This window comes from Prescottella equi (assembly GCF_020171745.1).
Lineage (GTDB): Bacteria > Actinomycetota > Actinomycetes > Mycobacteriales > Mycobacteriaceae > Prescottella > Prescottella equi_A.
Window position 1 is genome coordinate 50,272 of record NZ_JAIVAH010000017.1, and the last position, 16,771, is coordinate 67,042.

Below are 16,771 nucleotides of genomic sequence, written 5' to 3' on the forward strand. Positions count from 1 at the left end.
TGGAAGCATGTCTGTGGGCACCGTGCGGGATTCGCACGACGTGACGGCGAGCCGGAAGGACTGGCTCGGGCTGGTCGTGCTCGCCTTCGCCGTCCTGCTCATCTCGGTCGACGCGACGGTCCTCGACCTCGCGCTGCCGTTCATCAGTGAGGACCTCGAGCCGAGCAGCACGCAGCTGCTGTGGATCATCGACGTCTACTCGTTCGTGCTGGCGGGCCTGCTGGTCACCATGGGCACCCTCGGCGACCGGATCGGCCGCCGCCGCCTGCTGCTGATCGGTGCGGTCGGGTTCGGTCTGGCATCGCTGATAGCGGCGTGGTCGTCGAGCCCGGAGATGCTGATCGCGGCGCGCGTGCTGCAGGGTGTCTCGGGAGCGACGCTCATGCCCGCGACGCTCGGCCTCATCCGCACCATGTTCGTGAACCCGCGTCAGCGCACCACCGCGATCGGCGTGTGGGGTGCGATGGCGGGCGGTGGCGCCGCGGCCGGCCCGCTCGTCGGCGGCTGGCTGCTCGAGCACTTCTGGTGGGGCTCGGTCTTCCTGATCAACATCCCGGTGATGGTGGGCCTCATCGTTCTCGGCCCGCTGGTGATTCCGGAGTCGAAGGACCCGAACCCGGGACGCTTCGACCTGACCAGCGCCGGGTTGTCGATTGTCGCGATGATTCCGATGGTGTATGCGATCAAGGAGTCCGTGGTGCACGGCCCGACGTGGATCCTCACGGCGATCGGCCTGGTGGGTGCGCTCGCCGCGTGGGTGTTCATTCGCCGGCAGCGGTCCCTGGCCCACCCGATGATCGACCTGTCGCTGTTCGCGCGGCCGGCGTTCTCCACTGCGGTGCTGACCAACCTGTTGTCGATCTTCGCGCTCGCCGGTGTGCTGTTCTTCGGTTCGCAGTACCTGCAGTTGGTACTCGGCTACCGGCCCCTCGAGGCCGGACTGTTGATGTTGCCGGGCACGCTGGTCAGCGCGTTCGCGTCGTTGGGCGCGGCGTGGCTGGTGCGCCGCTGGGAGCCGAGCCGGGTGCTCAGTGTCGGGCTCGTGGTCGCCGCATTCGGTGCCGCGGCGATGATCGCGTTGCGTGCGGACAGCGGTCCTCAGGCGTTCATCATCGGCTTCGTCCTCATCGGTGCGGGCGTCGGTGTGGCGCTCACCCTGACGTCGGATCTGGTCGTCAGCTCGGTCGAGCCGGAGCGGGCCGGCGCCGCGTCGGCGGTGTCGGAGACGGCGTACGAACTCGGTGTCGCCCTGGGCGTCGCGGTGCTCGGCAGCGTCGTGCTGGCAATCTTCCGCCGCGGACTCGACGTCTCGGCCCTCACTGCCGATCAGGCGCATGTCGCGCAGGGCACGCTCGGCGGCGCGGTCGAGGTGTCGCACGGGATGCCGGCCGGTCAGGCCGAGGCCTTCGTCGACGGGGCGCAGGCCGCGTTCGTCGACGGCATGCACATCGCGGCCGGAGCAACGTCGATCATTCTCCTGGCAACGGCAATCCTCGTGGCGCGCATGCTTCGTCGCATCTGACGTGTAACACCGCAGCGGCCCGCTCGATTCACTATCGAGCGGGCCGTTCGCGTATGTGCGCCACGTCACATCGTTAGCGAGAATCGTCAAGCGTCGCAGCCCAGTACGGCGCCGCTCCACACTTCGGGCGAGTTGGTTCGAGCTGCGCTCGGCGAATGATTCTGGTGCGCAGCGAGTTTGGACTGCAGTCCAAAGGGATGAATCTGCGGGTGAAATGGTTGAATCTTTCGCTATCACCCTGACCTTTCACCCTCTGCATTCGGGATTGTCGAGTTCCGTTGAAGCGCAGTGGATTTCGCGTGGGTGAAAGCTGGGGTGAAGCTCTGTGGATGGGTTCTTCGGGCGCAGGACATGTACTACCGATTGTGTTTGTATGTCCCGCGTCGGGGTGATTGTCCATGTCATCCATCGCTCGCTGCCGAATCCGGCCGGGCGTCCATAAGAAGGGCCTCAAATGGTGAGGTTGAGCGGCGCCCTGCGCAGGGGCGTCATCCGAACTGTGGTCATGGCCATGTTGGCCGCCATGGTTACGATTACGACCGCGACGGTCGGCGCAGGGACCGCGGCAGCGGCGGAGGCGCTGAGTTGCGATGTGCTCTACGCGGTCAACAACAACGATTCGAATGCGTATCGAATCAATCAGGCCGACGGCAAGGCTACGGCCGATTTCAAGTTGAAGACGAGCAGCCCTAACCAGTTGGGAATCGGGGTCGGGGGCGCGTACGCGGTCTACACGGATCAGAACAAGATCTACAAGTACAACGCAAGCACCGGAGAAACGTCGGAAACCAATCGTCCGAGCGGCTATCAGACGTTTCAGGGTGCCGTGAACCCGAAGAACGGTTTGTACTATTTCGGCGGATACGTCGATAACGGCGGATTCAAGTACGGCGTCTACGACCCTGGCACCAATTCCGTCGTGCCCGGCGACGTGAAGGTGAATGTCACTACGTCGCGGCCTGGCACCAACGGAGACATCGCGTTCGATGCGGCCGGCAACCTCTACATCGTGTCGTCGGGAAGCGGTGAGGGCCTGGTCTACTCGGTTCCCGGGCCGATCAACGCGAACTCGACGGTGACGGCAACGGCAACCACGGGCAAGTCGAAGGCGTTCGCAAGCGCAACCTCGATCGCCTTCGGTTCCGACGGATACCTGTACGTCGGCAGGACCGGAAGCAAAGATTTGACTCGCGTCGACCCGGCGACCGGTGCGACCGTCAAGACCTTGAGCAGCATGGAAATGTACGACCTCGGCTCGTGCAGCGACCCGTACTCGATCGAGTTGCGTAAGGACCTTCCGGCGGGGCGTGTCGCGGACGGTGACCAGTTCTTACTCGAGGTAACCGGCGGCGGAGTCAGCACTGGCAATACCGCAACGACCACGGGAAGCGCCACGGGTGTCCAGCCGGTCAAGGTGGGACCGCTCTTGGGGCTTCCCGGTACCGAGTACACCATCAAGGAGACGGCGAAGAACGGTGCGGATCTCGCCAACTACAACGTGACCTGGCAGTGTCTCGACGCGAAGACCAACGCGAAGCTGTCGAACGGCGCCGGCGCATCCGGCAAGGTGTCGCTTCCCAGCACGAAGGGTGGTGCGAGTGTCATCTGCACCTTCACCAACGGGTCCCTGAAGTCCGGTCTCGCCCTGGAGAAGACGGCCGCGCCGAACGCTCCGGCAGATTTCAAGGTCGGCAAGACGATCACCTACAGCTTCAAGATGACCAACACCGGCGATGTGACGCTCAAAGACGTCAAGCCGGTCGAGAAGGCGTTCTCCGGCAAGGCGCAGATGTCGGACTTCTCCTGCCCCGATGGCGCGAAGTCGTTGGCGGCCAAGGCTTCCGTGACCTGTACCGCGACCTATGTCCTCCAGCAGGAGGACATCGACCGCGGGACTCTCGACAACACCGCGACCGCGACCGGCACGGATCCGGGTGGCAAGCCGGTGAACTCGGACGAGTCGAAGGTCCCGCTCAAGGGTGGTCCGACCACGCCCGGTATCTCGATCGAGAAGACCGCGTCGCCCAAGTCTGCCGAGAGCTACAAGCTGGGCCAGACGATCAAGTACAGCTTCAAGGTCACCAACACCGGTGACGTGACGTTGCGGAACATCAAGGTGAACGAGGGATCGTTCACGGGTGCCGGCCCGCTGTCGGCGGTCGAGTGCCCCGCGACGGCAGCGTCTCTCGCACCGAAGACGTCGGTGACGTGCACGGCGGAGTACACGCTGACGCAGAAGGACATCGACAACGGAAAGATCGAGAACTCGGCGACCGCCACGGGCACACCGCCGGGCACCGACACGCCGATCGTCTCCCCTCCGGGCAAGGAGATCGTCGAGGGAAATCCCGCCAAGTCGCTGTCACTGGTGAAGGACGCGTCGCCGTCGACCACCGCGGATTACAAGGTGGACCAGGAGATCTCGTACTCGTTCCTGATCAAGAACACCGGTGACGTGACACTGACCGACGTGCATCCGAACGAGACGAACTTCTCGGGTTCGGGCGACATGTCGGCGTTCGACTGCCCGGCGGGCGCGGCGTCGCTGGCGCCGGGTGCGTCGGTGACCTGCACGGCGAAGTACACGCTGACGCAGGCCGACATCGATGCCGGCAAGTTGGAGAACACCGCCACCGCGACGGGCACCCCGCCGTCGGGCGGGCCGGTCACGTCGAATCCGTCGGACAAGACGCTCTCGGGCGAGCCGAAGCCGGCGATCAGCCTGGAGAAGACTGCGTCACCTGCTGATCCCGACGAGTTCCAGGTGGGCAAGACCGTCACCTACACGTTCACGATGACGAACACCGGCAACGTGACGCTGACGAACGTCGTGCCCAACGAGGTGTCGTTCACGGGCGACAAGTCCAAGTTGAGTGCCTTCGATTGCCCGGACAAGTCGAAGCCGTTGGCTCCCAACGCCTCCGTGAAGTGCACCGCCACGTACACGCTGACCCAGGCGGACGTGGACCGGGGCAAGCTCGACAACGTCGCGACGGCGACGGGCACTCCGCCGTCGGGTGGTCCGGTCACGTCCGAAGAGGACGACGCGAAGCTGACTGGCAACCAGAAGCCGAACCTCGAGATCGTCAAGACCGCGTCGCCCAACGGCGTCTCGGACTTCAAGGTCGGCCAGAAGGTCACCTACACCTTCGACATCACCAACACGGGCAACCAGACCCTGACGAACGTCAAGGTCGTCGAAGGCGCGTTCACCGGCAGCGGTGAGCTCTCCGACGTGTCCTGCCCGGACGGTGCCAAGTCCATGGCGCCGGGTGCCAAGGTGCAGTGCACGGCGACGTACGAGCTGACGCAGGCCGACATCAACGCGGGCAAGCTCGACAACGCCGCGACCGCGACCGGCACGCCCCCGGGGACCGACGAGCCGATCGAGTCCCCGCAGGACGAGGAGAACCTCGCCGGCGATCCCAAGTCGGCGCTGAAGCTCGAGAAGACCGCGGAGCCGCGGGAGAACGTCAAGGTGAACGACACCGTCACCTACAAGTTCACGATCACCAACACCGGTGATCAGACCCTGAAGGACGTCGGCGTCAAGGAGAACGAGTTCTCCGGCAAGGGAACGCTGTCCGCGATCACCTGCCCGGACGATGCCAAGAAGCTGGATCCCGGCAAGTCGGTGACCTGTGAGGCCACCTACACGTTCACCGTCGACGACATGAACGTCGGCACGGTCGAGAACACCGCCACGGCGACCGGAACCCCGCCGTCGGGAACGCCGATCGAGTCCGATCCGTCGAACGTCGACGTCACCGGTAAGCAGGCGCCTCAGCTCGAGGTCGTCAAGTCTGCGTCGCTGACGAGCCTGGACGGCTTCAAGGCCGGCGCGAAGGTGAAGTACTCCTTCGCGGTCACCAACACCGGCAACGTCACGATGGCGAACGTCACGATCAAGGAGGGTGACTTCTCCGGTACCGGCACGATCACCGAGATGACGTGCCCGGACGAGGCGAAGTCGCTGGCGCCGAACGAGCAGGTGACCTGCACGGCGCTGTACGAGCTGACCCAGGCCGACGTCGATGCCGGCAAGGTGGACAACACTGCGACCGCGACCGGCACGCCGCCGGGCACCGACACGCCGATCGAGTCGCCGCCGTCGGACGGTGGGATCGAGGGCACTCCGAACCCGGACCTGTCGATCGTGAAGACCGCGTCGATCTCCGATTCGTCGGAGTTCAAGGTGGGCAAGGAGATCACCTACTCGTTCGTGATCACGAACACCGGTGACGTGACGCTCACCGACGTTCGCCCGAACGAGAAGTCCTTCACCGGTTCCGGCCCGATGTCGGATCCGATCTGTGAGGCGGGCGCGAGCTCGTTGGCGCCGAACGATTCGGTGAACTGCACGGCGACATACACGCTCACGCAGGCCGACATCGACAACGGCAAGCTCGACAACGTCGCGACCGCGACCGGCACCACGCCGGGCAAGGAACCGATCGAGTCGCCGGAGTCGCAGGTGTCGCTGCCGGGTCATCCGCATCCGGGCATCAGCATTGTCAAGAAGGCGAACCCGCGCGAGAAGGTGAAGCTGGGGCAGGAGGTCACCTACCGGTTCGTGATCACCAACGTCGGTGACGTCACGCTGAAGGACGTCAAGGTGAACGAGGGCGAGTTCACCGGCACCGGGACCATGTCGGCGATCACCTGCCCCGATGGTGCGAAGTCGCTGGCACCGAAGGATTCGGTGGCCTGCACCGCGACGTACGTCGTGACCAGGGCCGACGTCAAGGCCGGTCGCATCGACAACGTTGCGACCGCGACGGGCACGAACCCGAAGGGTGACGACGTCGTGTCGGAGCCGTCGAACGAGACGGTGACGCCGGACAAGTCGAGCTTCCCGGGTCTGATCATCATTCCGATCATTCCGGGGCTCCTGACGGGCTCGCTCGGCTCGACCGGGTCGACGGGATCTGCGGGTGAGCCGGCGGGGACCGATACTCCGGTCATCGATGGCAACCCCACCGGTGAGGGCAACCAGCCGGGACAGGGCCCGGGCACGGGCACGGACGCCGAGAACCAGGCGTCGAATCCCAAGGGCGGACTGATCGATTCCGGTCTGGGCGCCGACGGTGACGGCGGACTGAACGCCGGTCTCGTCGCCGGGGGACTGGCGCTGCTGGTCGCCGCGGGCGGTGTGCTGGTCCTGGCACTGCGCAGGCGCAAGGCCGAGGAAGGTGATGTCACGGATCTGTGATGATCACTGACGATTGACAGGGTGGCCCGAGACGATGTTCGTCTCGGGCCACCCTGCTTCTGTCGGGAGTCTTCGTCGGATCGGTTCACGGCCTCGCCGGCTTTTGCGCGATCGGTCGCCGGACCCGCTGCGACGCAGTGTCGTACGACACATTCCGCGCGCTCCGACCGGGTCCGGTGCGAGGCGGTCGAAGAATCTGCAGCGGAGTGTCGTGGATCACTTTCCGTCGGGCGGGTGGATGAATTAGAGGGTGAGATTCCGGTTGGCCCTCGGGCGCTGTGGCATGCCGGTCGATCTGCGGCCCGGTTCTGAATTCCGCAGTGGCGCATTGCGTTATTCGTCCGACCGGTTGCGTTGACGGTGGTGTTGTGCCGTCGCCGACACTTTTTTGTATCACCTTTCGTGTCGCCATCTCGTGTATATGAGGTGTTTGTCCTTTTCTCCGTAGTCGCCGAACTCTCCTCAGGCGTGCGGCAAATCGGGTGTGTCGAACGAAAGGTGTCCTTCATGCGTAAACGTGTCTTCCTGCGGCGTGCCGGAGGGGAGGTGGTGTCTAGGTGGGCGGCGCTGGGGATGATCTTTGCGGTCATGGCGTTGGTCTTGACTTCGTTCTCGATCGCCCCGGTTGCCTCGGCGAACCCGAGCGCGACCTCGACCACCCCTGCTCCGACGCAGACTGCCGAGAGTTCGCCCTCGACAACGGAACGGAGCTCCGCTCCGGCAGCACCCACGACCACGACCACGACCACGACGAAGGCGCCGGCGGTGACCACGTCGGAGTCGCCCGCAACCACGACGAAGGCGCCGGCCGAGTCGAAGGCGCCCGCGACCACGACGAGCGTGGCCCCCACGACGGCGCAGCGAAGCGCGGCGCGTGGACTCAACCCCGGCATCGAGGTCGCGATCACCGAGGTCAAGGTCGTGGGAACTCCCGGCCCGCAGATCAAGGTCGGGGACTCCGTCGAGGTGAGCGGCACGTGGGACGCGTCGAAGACCACTCCCAAAAAGGGTGACGAGTTCACGATCAAGTTCCCCGACGAGCTGAAGTTCCCGGCCAACCAGCCGATCGCTCTCGAGGGGACCGACAACGGCAGTCCGATCATCTGGGGCAACTGCGAGCTGGTGGCCGCCACCAATCTCATGACCTGTGTGCTCACCGACGCCGTGGACGGCCGCGAACTGGACGTGTTCGGCACCTTCACGGTCTACACGAAGGCAGTCGAGCGCACCACGTCCGAGACGGTGAACTTCACGATCAACAATGAGGTCGTGGCGGTCGATCTGCCCGGTACGGGCGGCATCAGCGACGGCGTCACCATCGGCGAGGCCAAGAAGTCCGGCAAGCTCCAGGACAACAAGCAGTCCGTGCGTTGGACGATCGATATCCCCGGCGCAGATCTGGCCGCTCTGGACACCGGCAACGGTTCGGTGAACCTGACCGATGCGCTCTCGGGCAACATGAAGCTGTGCGCGGGCACCCTGCCCAACGCCAAGCTGCTGGTCGGCCGGGACAAATTCGATGAGGTCTCGGGCGGTGTCACCGTCAGCCAGGCTGCTGCGGGCGCTCCCGTCTCCATCGCGATCACCAACGGTGCGGCTTTCAAGAGCGACATGGTCTACCGCGTCGAGTACACCTCGTGCACGGTCAGCGGTGAGGCAGACGCTGCCGGGACTGTTTACGACAACTCCGTGCAGATCGGCGGCAAGACTGTGAGCGCGCTTGGCGTCGGGCAGGACTTTGTCCCGAAGACCGCGCCGTCCAAGTCTGGAAGTCTGGACAAGGGTAAGCGCTACATGGAGGCCGACTGGTCGATCCTGGTCCCGGGCAGCTACATTGCCGGCATCACCACCCCGGACAAGAAGGTCACCATTGTGGAGACTCTCGGTACCGGGCACGCCGTCTGCAAGTCGGGCCTCGATCTGAGGATCGAGCGCGCCAACCGACTGCCTGCATTGGATGGCTCGGGTTACGGACGCACCACCGTCACCGGCGATTTCGACGTCGCCGTCACAGGTGCCACGGAGGGCGCCACGACCTTCACCGTGACAATCACGCCGAAGGATGCCGGCACGATCGACCCGAAGCAGTACTACTACGTCACCTACCGGAGCTGCCTCACCGGGAGCGAGGTGCCGGACAACACGGTGGAGTTCACCAACTCGGCGACGGTGAACACTGATCCGGTCACCGCTACGGCGAAGGGTCCCGCATTCGAGGGCAGCAAGAGCGGCGCGCTCAACAAGACGCCGCGGATGGTCGCCGGAGAGGCGCAGCCGGCCGGCACGACCCTCGACTGGAAGGTGGAGATCCCCGGACGCCACCTCGAGACGCTCACGGAACGTGCGGTCGTCACGGACACCTTCTCGGACACCCTGACCGTGTGTGAGGTCGGCAACGATCTCAAGGCGAACCTCAATCTCAAGGTCGTTGCGAAGGACTTCCTCGGCACCAACAGTGTCAACCCGGAGCGCGACCTCACCGCCGCCACCACGGTCGAGCGAACCGCCGACGGGATCAAGTTCACCCTCCCGAAGGACGAGGACGCCGGCGACTACAACCGTGAGATCCGGTACTTCATCGACTACACCCTGTGCACCGCCAGCGGTGGGCTGGATCAGTTCGGCACGGAGTACCGAAACTCGCTTGCCTACACGGGCAACATCATCAACTCGAAGAGCGTCGAGCAGACCTGGGGCGGTGGCGGCACCGGTACCGGTGTGACGCGCGGCTCGTTCTCGCTCCAGAAGGAGGCCGCACCGCTCTCCAAGGAGTTCCCGGAGGACACCGAGTTCACCGTGAAGGTCGAGGAGTTCGCCCCCGGGAACGATCCGGCGAACAACAAGCCGACCAGCACCTACAACATCAAGGTGAAGGCCGACGGAACGCCGGTCAACGGGCACAACCCCCGCGGCACCGGCTGGCAGATCCGCCTGTCCGAGATCGACCTGCCCACCGTCGGCGGCGTCTACTTCGAACAGGGCAAGTTCCGCCCGGCAGCGGGCGTGACCCTCAACGCGGACCAGACCCAGGCGCTGGTGACCATCACGCCGAAGGCCAACATCGGTGTCACCCTGCTGAACAAGGCCGTCCTGGGCAAGGCGACGATCACCAAGACCGTCATCGGTGACGGGCTCGGTGACCTCTCCGGCAACGAGTCGTTCGTCATCAACGCGCGCATCGACGACAATGACGACGCCACCGGCACCGAGGTGCGCCAGTTCACCCTGAAGAGCGGTCAGCACTTCGAGCTGAAGGACCTGCCCATCGGAGCGAAGGTCACCTTCGACGAGGTCCTGCCGCTGAACACCGACCGCGTGACGTGGGCGGCGCCGGTGATCGTGCCGAACACGCTCACCATCGGTACCAACGCCGCGGCGAACACGGTCTCCATCACCAACGAGGCCAAGATCACCTACGGCTCGTTCGACGTGAGGAAGGCGCTCACCGGACCGGAGGCGTTCAACAAGAACGTGCCGGCCACCTTCGACGTGACCGCCACTTGGACGGGCACGGACGGAGTCGAGCAGACCAAGACGCTGAAGCTCCCGAAGGACGGCAGCACGGTTTCGTTCGGTGAGAACCTGCCCGGTGGCACCAAGGTGACGCTGACCGAGACGGTTCCGGCGAACGGTAGCGGTCTCGCCTGGAGCGTGCCCGCATACGCCGGGAACGTCACCGCCGGCGCACCCGGCTCGGCCGTGGTGACCATCGGCAAGGACCGGGGCCAGGTCGAGGTGAAGAACTACGTCGACACCAACGACGGCACCCTGCGCATCACCAAGCAGGTCAGCGGCGAGGCCGCCGAGGCCGTCGGAGACGAGGCGTTCACGGTCGAGGCGCGCTGGCAGGACGGCACGGAGTTCCGCTTCAAGGAACTGACCGTCAAGCAGGGCGAGAGCACGCCGCTCGGCGTCGACATCCCTGTCGGTACCCAGGTGACCTTCACCGAGAAGGGGCGTCCCGGCATCGACCGAGTCGAGTGGGGCACGACCTCGTGGGGCACTGACCCGACCGGGGGCTCCTGGCTCATCTCGAACGCCGACGGCACCGCGACGGGCATCGTCTCGGACGCCCCGATCGACGGTCGATTGATCACCCTGTCGAACGAGGCGCTGTGGAAGTTCGGCTCGGTCGAGTTCACGAAGTTCATCCTCGACGGGGATGACCTCATCCGCGCCACCGAGGCTGACCTGCCCGAGGGTGCTGAGTTCAAGGTCAAGATCGATGGCATCACGCCGGCGCTGCCCGAGGGAACCGAGTTCCCGGCAGTGAACGAGACCATCACCCTCAATGCCGAGAACGACTGGAGCTGGACGTCCGGCGAGGTGCTGCCGCGGGACACCGTGATCACCTTCGCCGAGGTCGATCCCGCTGCCCTGCCCGGAATCTCCTGGGCGCGGCCGTACTACAACGTGGCTGCGGACGCCGGTGAACCCGGCCACCGCAATACCGTCGAGGTCGTGGCGGGTGACAAGGCAGTGGTGGAGATCCACAACCGCCCGATCCCGACCACGGACGTGGACATCGACAAGATCGTGACCGGCCCCAAGGGCAAGCAGGTGACGGAGCACGAGTCCACGACCTTCCAGGTCACGGCCACGTGGACGGACGTCGACGGTGAGGATCGCACCTGCGTCCTCGACGTCAAGCCGGGCGGCTCGGTCAGCCCGACCGCCGGGTGTGACGCGGCCGTCGTCGACGGCCGGGTCTACTTCCCGCGCGACACGGAGATCACCTTCGCCGAGACCGGCGCACTCACCGACGTGACCAACGTCAAGTGGGGCGAGGTCGTGTGGGGCGTCAACGAGGGCGAGGCGGAGGTTGCCACGATCGACGGCAAGTCGACCGCTGTCTCCGTCACCCTCACCGGTGACGCGAACGAGTCGGTGGTGCTGGGTCTCGAGAACAAGACCAGCAGCAACGGTCTGATCATCATCCCGCTCCCGATCCCGCTGCCGCCGTGGGGTGGATCGCTGACCCCGCCGGGGACCGGATCCGACGGGCCGACCCCGCCGGTCTCCGGCCAGCCGGAGCAGCCGGGCCAGCCGGGCCAGCCGGGTTCGCCGGAACAGCCGGGTAACTCCGGCCACAACGGTGCTCCGGGCCAGCCGGCTCCGGGCAAACCTGCTCCGGACCAGTCGTCGTCGCTGCCCGTGACGGGTGCGAACGTCGTCTGGCTCGCCGGTGCGGCGCTCGTGCTGATCGCCGGTGGCGGATGGCTCACGCTGCGTAACCGCAGGCGGGTGACCGGCGAGGGCTAGTCCCTCGGCCGACACACGGTAACGGGGCGGGCGCGATCTACCGGGTCGCGCCCGCCCCGGACCGGTGCCACACCGAATTCCGCTGACCAGCGGATCAGAAATGTCGCGGCCGATTGTTCGGCCGCCCTCGAAAGGAGAATCTTCCGTGCTCGTCCTCCCGCTCTCTCTCACCTTCGATGTCCAGACCACCGGTTCCGCCGTGATCGACGGTCTCGGTCGGTTGTCCGTCCTTCTCTATGATCTGCTCGGTGGCGGCGGAAGCGCCGCGATCAACCTGGGCAGCTAGCCGGTTCGACACCTGTGGAGGGGGCTCCGGCCCATGCGTGACACCAAAGTTCCTGGGCCGCAGCGGACCCGGCCGAATGTGGGCCGGGTCATCGGCGAACTGCTCCTCACCGCGGGGGTCGTCGTCCTGCTGTACGTCTTCTACGAGGCGTACTGGACGAATATCGTCTCGGGGCGGCTGCAGGACGAGGTCGACAACAACCTGACGGAATCCTGGGGTAGAGGGGCGGCCGGCGGCGAGCCGGTCGCCCCGCCGTCCCCGGCTCTCGGCGAAGGTTTTGCGCGCGTGCATATTCCCGTCCTTGATGCGGCCTACGCGGTCGTGGAGGGCACACGCAACGAGGACCTGCGGGCCGGTCCCGGCCACTATGTCGACTCGCAGATGCCCGGCGAGCCCGGAAATTTCGCGCTCGCCGGGCATCGCATCGGTACCGGTGCGGTGTTCCAGCACCTGGATCGGCTCGACACCTGTGATGCCGTGGTCGTGGAGACCGAATTTCAATGGGTCACTTACCGAGTGCTCCCGCTCGACGCCACTGCGCCCGAACGCCGCGCTGCGGCGTCAGCCTGCCTGAGTCCGGAGCAGGTCGATCGGGTCGCCGACGGCGACTACGCCCACCTCCAGGGACGGCACATCACTACGCCCGACGACATCGAGGTCGTCAACCCACTGCCCGGCGCCCCGTGGGTCGAGCCGCACCCGGGGCTGGAAAGCATCCTCACGCTCACCACGTGTCATCCACTGTTCTCGAACTCCGAACGCATGATCGTGCATGCCGTTCGCGTCGAGACCGTCTCGAAGTCGTCGGGCAACCTGCCTGCGGCGTTGCAGGAGTAGACAGATGTACGGCTATCTCTGGCGCATGCTCCCGGGTCCTCGACCGGTGAAGGCGCTACTGGCGATCGCCCTCGCGGTCGCGTTCGTGCTGCTGCTCATGGAAGTCGTATTCCCGTGGGTGTCCGAGCAGATGCCCTACTCTGACGTCACCGTATAGGGGAGGACGGCAGGCATGGGTAGGCACGAGGCCAGGCGACGAGCCGGTCGGGGCGGGACGATCCTGATGGTCGTCGTCGCGCTGATCCTGCTCGCGGGGGGTGGAGTCCTCGTCTTCCGCGGGTTGCAGCCCGAGCCTGCGGCGGCTGCGCCGGTGCCTCGGTCGACGTTCGATCTGTCGCCCGACGGCGTCGCGGATCCGGTCGACGGCGCTGTGCCGGGGATCGGCGCGGGTGGGAAGGCGCGCAAGCCCGGGCCGGCGGCGGAGAACCCGGCGGATCGGCCGCAGGTGCCGTTCGGGCCGCTGCCCGACAACAGTGTGGTGATCCCGGCGATCGGGGTGGAGACCACGCTTGATCCGCTCGGATTGGCGGCGGATCAGAGCCTGTTGTTGCCGCGGGACGTGAGTCAGGTGACGTACTGGACGGGCTCGGCGCCGATCGATGCCCCGGACGGGGGAATCCTGGTGGCCGGTCACGTGGACAACGCGAATCAGGGTGAGGGCGCGTTGTATTGGATGCACACGCTGTATCCGGGGGATGCGGTGTACGTGACGAAGGACGGCGTCGTGACCCGATGGAAGATCACGAAGATGGAGCGGTTCGTCAAGCAGGCGCTGCCGGACTGGGCGTTCCAGGGGCCCGGTGGTCCGCGAGAACTGCACATCGTCACGTGTGGCGGGGAGATCGTGAAGGACGCGCAGGGCCGGGGCACCTACCTCGAGAACGTGGTGGTCACCGCCGTCCCGTTCTGATCCTGGCAGCCGGATCGGCATCCAGGACCGCGAACGAGTGACCCGGCAGGACCACCGCGGACGCGGTCTCGTCGACGGTGGGCTCGTCCCACCACAGCAGCGGGATCCCGCCGACCGGCACGGTCACCGCGGCGGTGCCCAGGTTGCACACGACGCGCAGTGACCCGCGGATCATCGCGATCCACTTTGCGTCTTCGTCGTACTCGATGCCCAGATGCTCGAGCCACGGGTCGCTGATCTCGGAGCGGCTGCGCCGCAGGTCGATCAGCGCGCGATAGCACTCCAGCAGGCGGCCGTGTGCCGGAACCGACGGCTCGTCCCAGTCGAGTTTCGAGCGCTGGAACGTGGCAGGTTCCTGCGGATCCGGAACGGAGTCGTAATCCCATCCGTGCTCGGCGAACTCGCGCCGACGTCCCTCCGCGGTGGCCGCGCCGAGCGCGGCCTCGGGATGGGAGGTGAAGTACTGGAACGGCGTTCGGGCGCCCCACTCCTCGCCCATGAACAGCATCGGCGTGTACGGCGAACACAGCACCAGGGCGGCCTTGACGGCGAGTTGGCCGTCGGACAGATACGTGCCCGGGCGGTCGCCGGTGGCGCGGTTGCCGATCTGGTCGTGGGTGCAGGTGTAGGCCAGCAGGGCGTCGGCGGGGATCCGGCGAACGTCGATGGGCCGACCGTGGATTCGCCCCCGGAACGACGAGTACGTGCCGTTGTGGAAGTAGCCCTGGGTGAGGGTGCGGGCGAGGGCCTGCAGCGAGCCGAAGTCGCCGTAGTAGCCCTGCCGTTCGCCGGACACCGCGGCGTGGATCGCGTGATGGATGTCGTCGTCCCACTGCGCGTCGAGACCGAATCCGCCGGCGGCCCGCGAGGTGATGATGCGCGGGTCGTTGAGATCGCTCTCGGCGATCAGCGTGAGCGGTCGACGCAGGTGCGTCGACAGTCGGTGCACCTCGATCGACAGTTCCTCGAGCAGATGCGTCGCCGAGTTGTCCGCGAGTGCGTGCACGGCGTCCAGTCGGAGGGCGTCGATGTGGAAGTCGCGGAACCAGCGCAGCGCGTTGTCGACGATGTAGCGGCGCACCTCGGTGGACTCCGGACCCGCCAGGTTCACCTCCCGACCCCACGAGTTGGCGCCGTCGGCAAGGTAGGGCCCGAACCGGTCGAGGTAGTTGCCCGACGGCCCGAGATGGTTGTAGACGACGTCCAGCACCACCGCGAGCCCGCGCCGATGGCACGCGTCGACGAACCGCTGGAGGCCGTCCGGGCCGCCGTACCGCTCGTGGACCGCGTACCAGAGCACGCCGTCGTAGCCCCAGTTGTGGGTGCCGTTGAAGGCCGCCACCGGCATCAGCTCGACGAAGCCGACGCCCAGGTCGACGAGGTGGTCGAGGCGTCCGATCGCGGCGTCGAACGTGCCCTCGGGCGTGAACGTGCCCACGTGCAGTTCGTAGACGACGCTGCCGGCGAGCTGACGGCCCGTCCACGCCGTGTCCGTCCACCGCGCGGCGTCGAGCTCGTGCAGCTGCGACGGCACGTGCACGCCCTCCGGCTGGCGGGGTGATCGCGGGTCGGGCAGGACGACGGGGGAGTCGTCGAGCACGTACCCGTACCGCGCGCCCGGTTCGGCGTCGACGTCGGCGCGCCACCATCCGTCGGCGGAGCGGGTCATCTCGTGCTCGGTCCCGTCCACGTGGACGCGGACCGAGCGCGGGATCGGGGCCCAGACCTCGAAGGTGTGCACGTGATCAGCATGCCCCGATCGCGTGCACACCGCAGCCGACCCGTGCCGAACCCGGCAGATCAGCGGATGAGGGTGCCCAGGTCGACGGGCAACTGGATGCCGGTGACGTGCCGGGCCTCGTCCGACGCCAGCCATGCGACGGCGTTGGCGATGTCCTCGGGCTGGCTGATCTGGTCGGGCAGGCTGCCCATGAAGATCGGGGCCAGGGTCGTCGCGTACTCCTGGACCAGGGCGTGCATGTCGTTGACCTGCATGCCCGTCTCGACACCGTTGGGGTGAACGGTGTTGACCCGGATGTTGTGCGCGCCGAGCTCGACGGCGAGCGTCTTCGCGAGTCCGGTGACGCCGTGCTTGCTGGCCACATAGTGGCCGAGGAACGGCAGGCCCCGCAGGCCGGCGACGGAGCTGGTGATGACGATCGAACCGCCCTCGCCCTGCTCGATCAGGTGCGGGATCGCGGCCTTGCAGGTGTAGAAGACGCCGGTGAGGTTGACGTCGAGGGTCTCCTGCCACTGCTCGGGGGTGATCTCCCACGACATCGCGCCGGAACAGATGCCTGCGTTGGCGACGACGACGTCGAGGCGGCCGAGTGCGGCGATACCGTTCGCGAGAGCCTCGGAGACGGCGGCGAAGTCGCGCACGTCGGTCTTGGTGGCGACGATCTTCCGGCCCTGCGCCTCGACCAGCGCGACCGTCTCGGCGAGATCCGCCTCGGTGGCGCCGTCGTAGGCGGTGGAGTCGAACTCGGCGCACGCGTCGATCGCGATGATGTCGGCGCCCTCGGTCGCCAGGCGCACCGCCTCGGCGCGGCCCTGTCCACGCGCTGCTCCGGTGATGAATGCGACCTTGCCGACGAAACGGTTCGCGCTCATGGGTACTGCCTCCAGTCTTCGACGATCATGTGACCTGGACCATATGAAGTGGCGACGGCTCGGGGCGGCGCGGTCCCGGTCACCGGGAGGACAATCGACGGTGAACCAGGGCTGCCCCAGGAGGTGCCG

The 16,771-nt window shown here is 66.4% G+C and carries 9 protein-coding genes; 7 read left to right on the forward strand and 2 right to left on the reverse strand.

All coding sequences use genetic code 11. The features are described from left to right. The first annotated feature begins 7 nt into the window (after positions 1-7). From LCL87_RS13895 to LCL87_RS13925, 7 genes are all read left to right on the forward strand, one after another. The gene (locus LCL87_RS13895; protein WP_225020521.1) at positions 8-1,522 is read left to right on the forward strand and encodes an MFS transporter; all 1,515 of its coding nucleotides are present in this window, start codon (positions 8-10) and stop codon (positions 1,520-1,522) included. A 523-nt stretch (positions 1,523-2,045) separates the two neighbouring features. Further along, positions 2,046-6,734, forward strand: coding sequence for a CLIPPER-2 domain-containing protein (locus LCL87_RS13900; RefSeq protein ID WP_225020522.1), 4,689 nt, complete (start codon positions 2,046-2,048; stop codon positions 6,732-6,734). 507 nt (positions 6,735-7,241) lie between these two features. After that, complete coding sequence (locus tag LCL87_RS13905; RefSeq protein WP_225020524.1) at positions 7,242-11,996, forward strand: DUF5979 domain-containing protein; 4,755 nt, start codon at positions 7,242-7,244, stop codon at positions 11,994-11,996. 145 nt (positions 11,997-12,141) lie between these two features. Further along, positions 12,142-12,282: a hypothetical protein gene (locus tag LCL87_RS13910; RefSeq protein WP_225020526.1), complete on the forward strand. Its 141-nt coding sequence runs from the start codon at positions 12,142-12,144 to the stop codon at positions 12,280-12,282. A 33-nt stretch (positions 12,283-12,315) separates the two neighbouring features. Further along, positions 12,316-13,119, forward strand: coding sequence for a class E sortase (locus tag LCL87_RS13915; protein ID WP_225020528.1), 804 nt, complete (start codon positions 12,316-12,318; stop codon positions 13,117-13,119). 4 nt (positions 13,120-13,123) lie between these two features. Then, entirely contained in the window at positions 13,124-13,276 is a 153-nt protein-coding gene (locus LCL87_RS13920; RefSeq protein ID WP_225020530.1) for a hypothetical protein, read from the forward strand. A gap of 15 nt (positions 13,277-13,291) precedes the next feature. Continuing rightward, entirely contained in the window at positions 13,292-14,029 is a 738-nt protein-coding gene (locus LCL87_RS13925) for a class F sortase (protein ID WP_225020531.1), read from the forward strand. Here LCL87_RS13925 and treZ read toward each other — a convergent pair. Together treZ and LCL87_RS13935 are read right to left on the reverse strand one after the other, a co-directional pair. Further along, positions 14,010-15,770 carry a malto-oligosyltrehalose trehalohydrolase gene (gene treZ / locus LCL87_RS13930; protein ID WP_225020533.1) on the reverse strand — a complete coding sequence of 587 codons (1,761 nt, stop codon included), beginning with the start codon at positions 15,768-15,770 and terminating at the stop codon, positions 14,010-14,012. The two genes, LCL87_RS13925 and treZ, sit on opposite strands and share 20 nt — an antisense overlap. Positions 15,771-15,829: 59 nt before the next feature. Then, a complete protein-coding gene (locus LCL87_RS13935; protein WP_225020535.1) occupies positions 15,830-16,642 on the reverse strand; it encodes a mycofactocin-coupled SDR family oxidoreductase in 813 nt (270 codons plus the stop codon). Positions 16,643-16,771 lie beyond the last annotated feature (129 nt).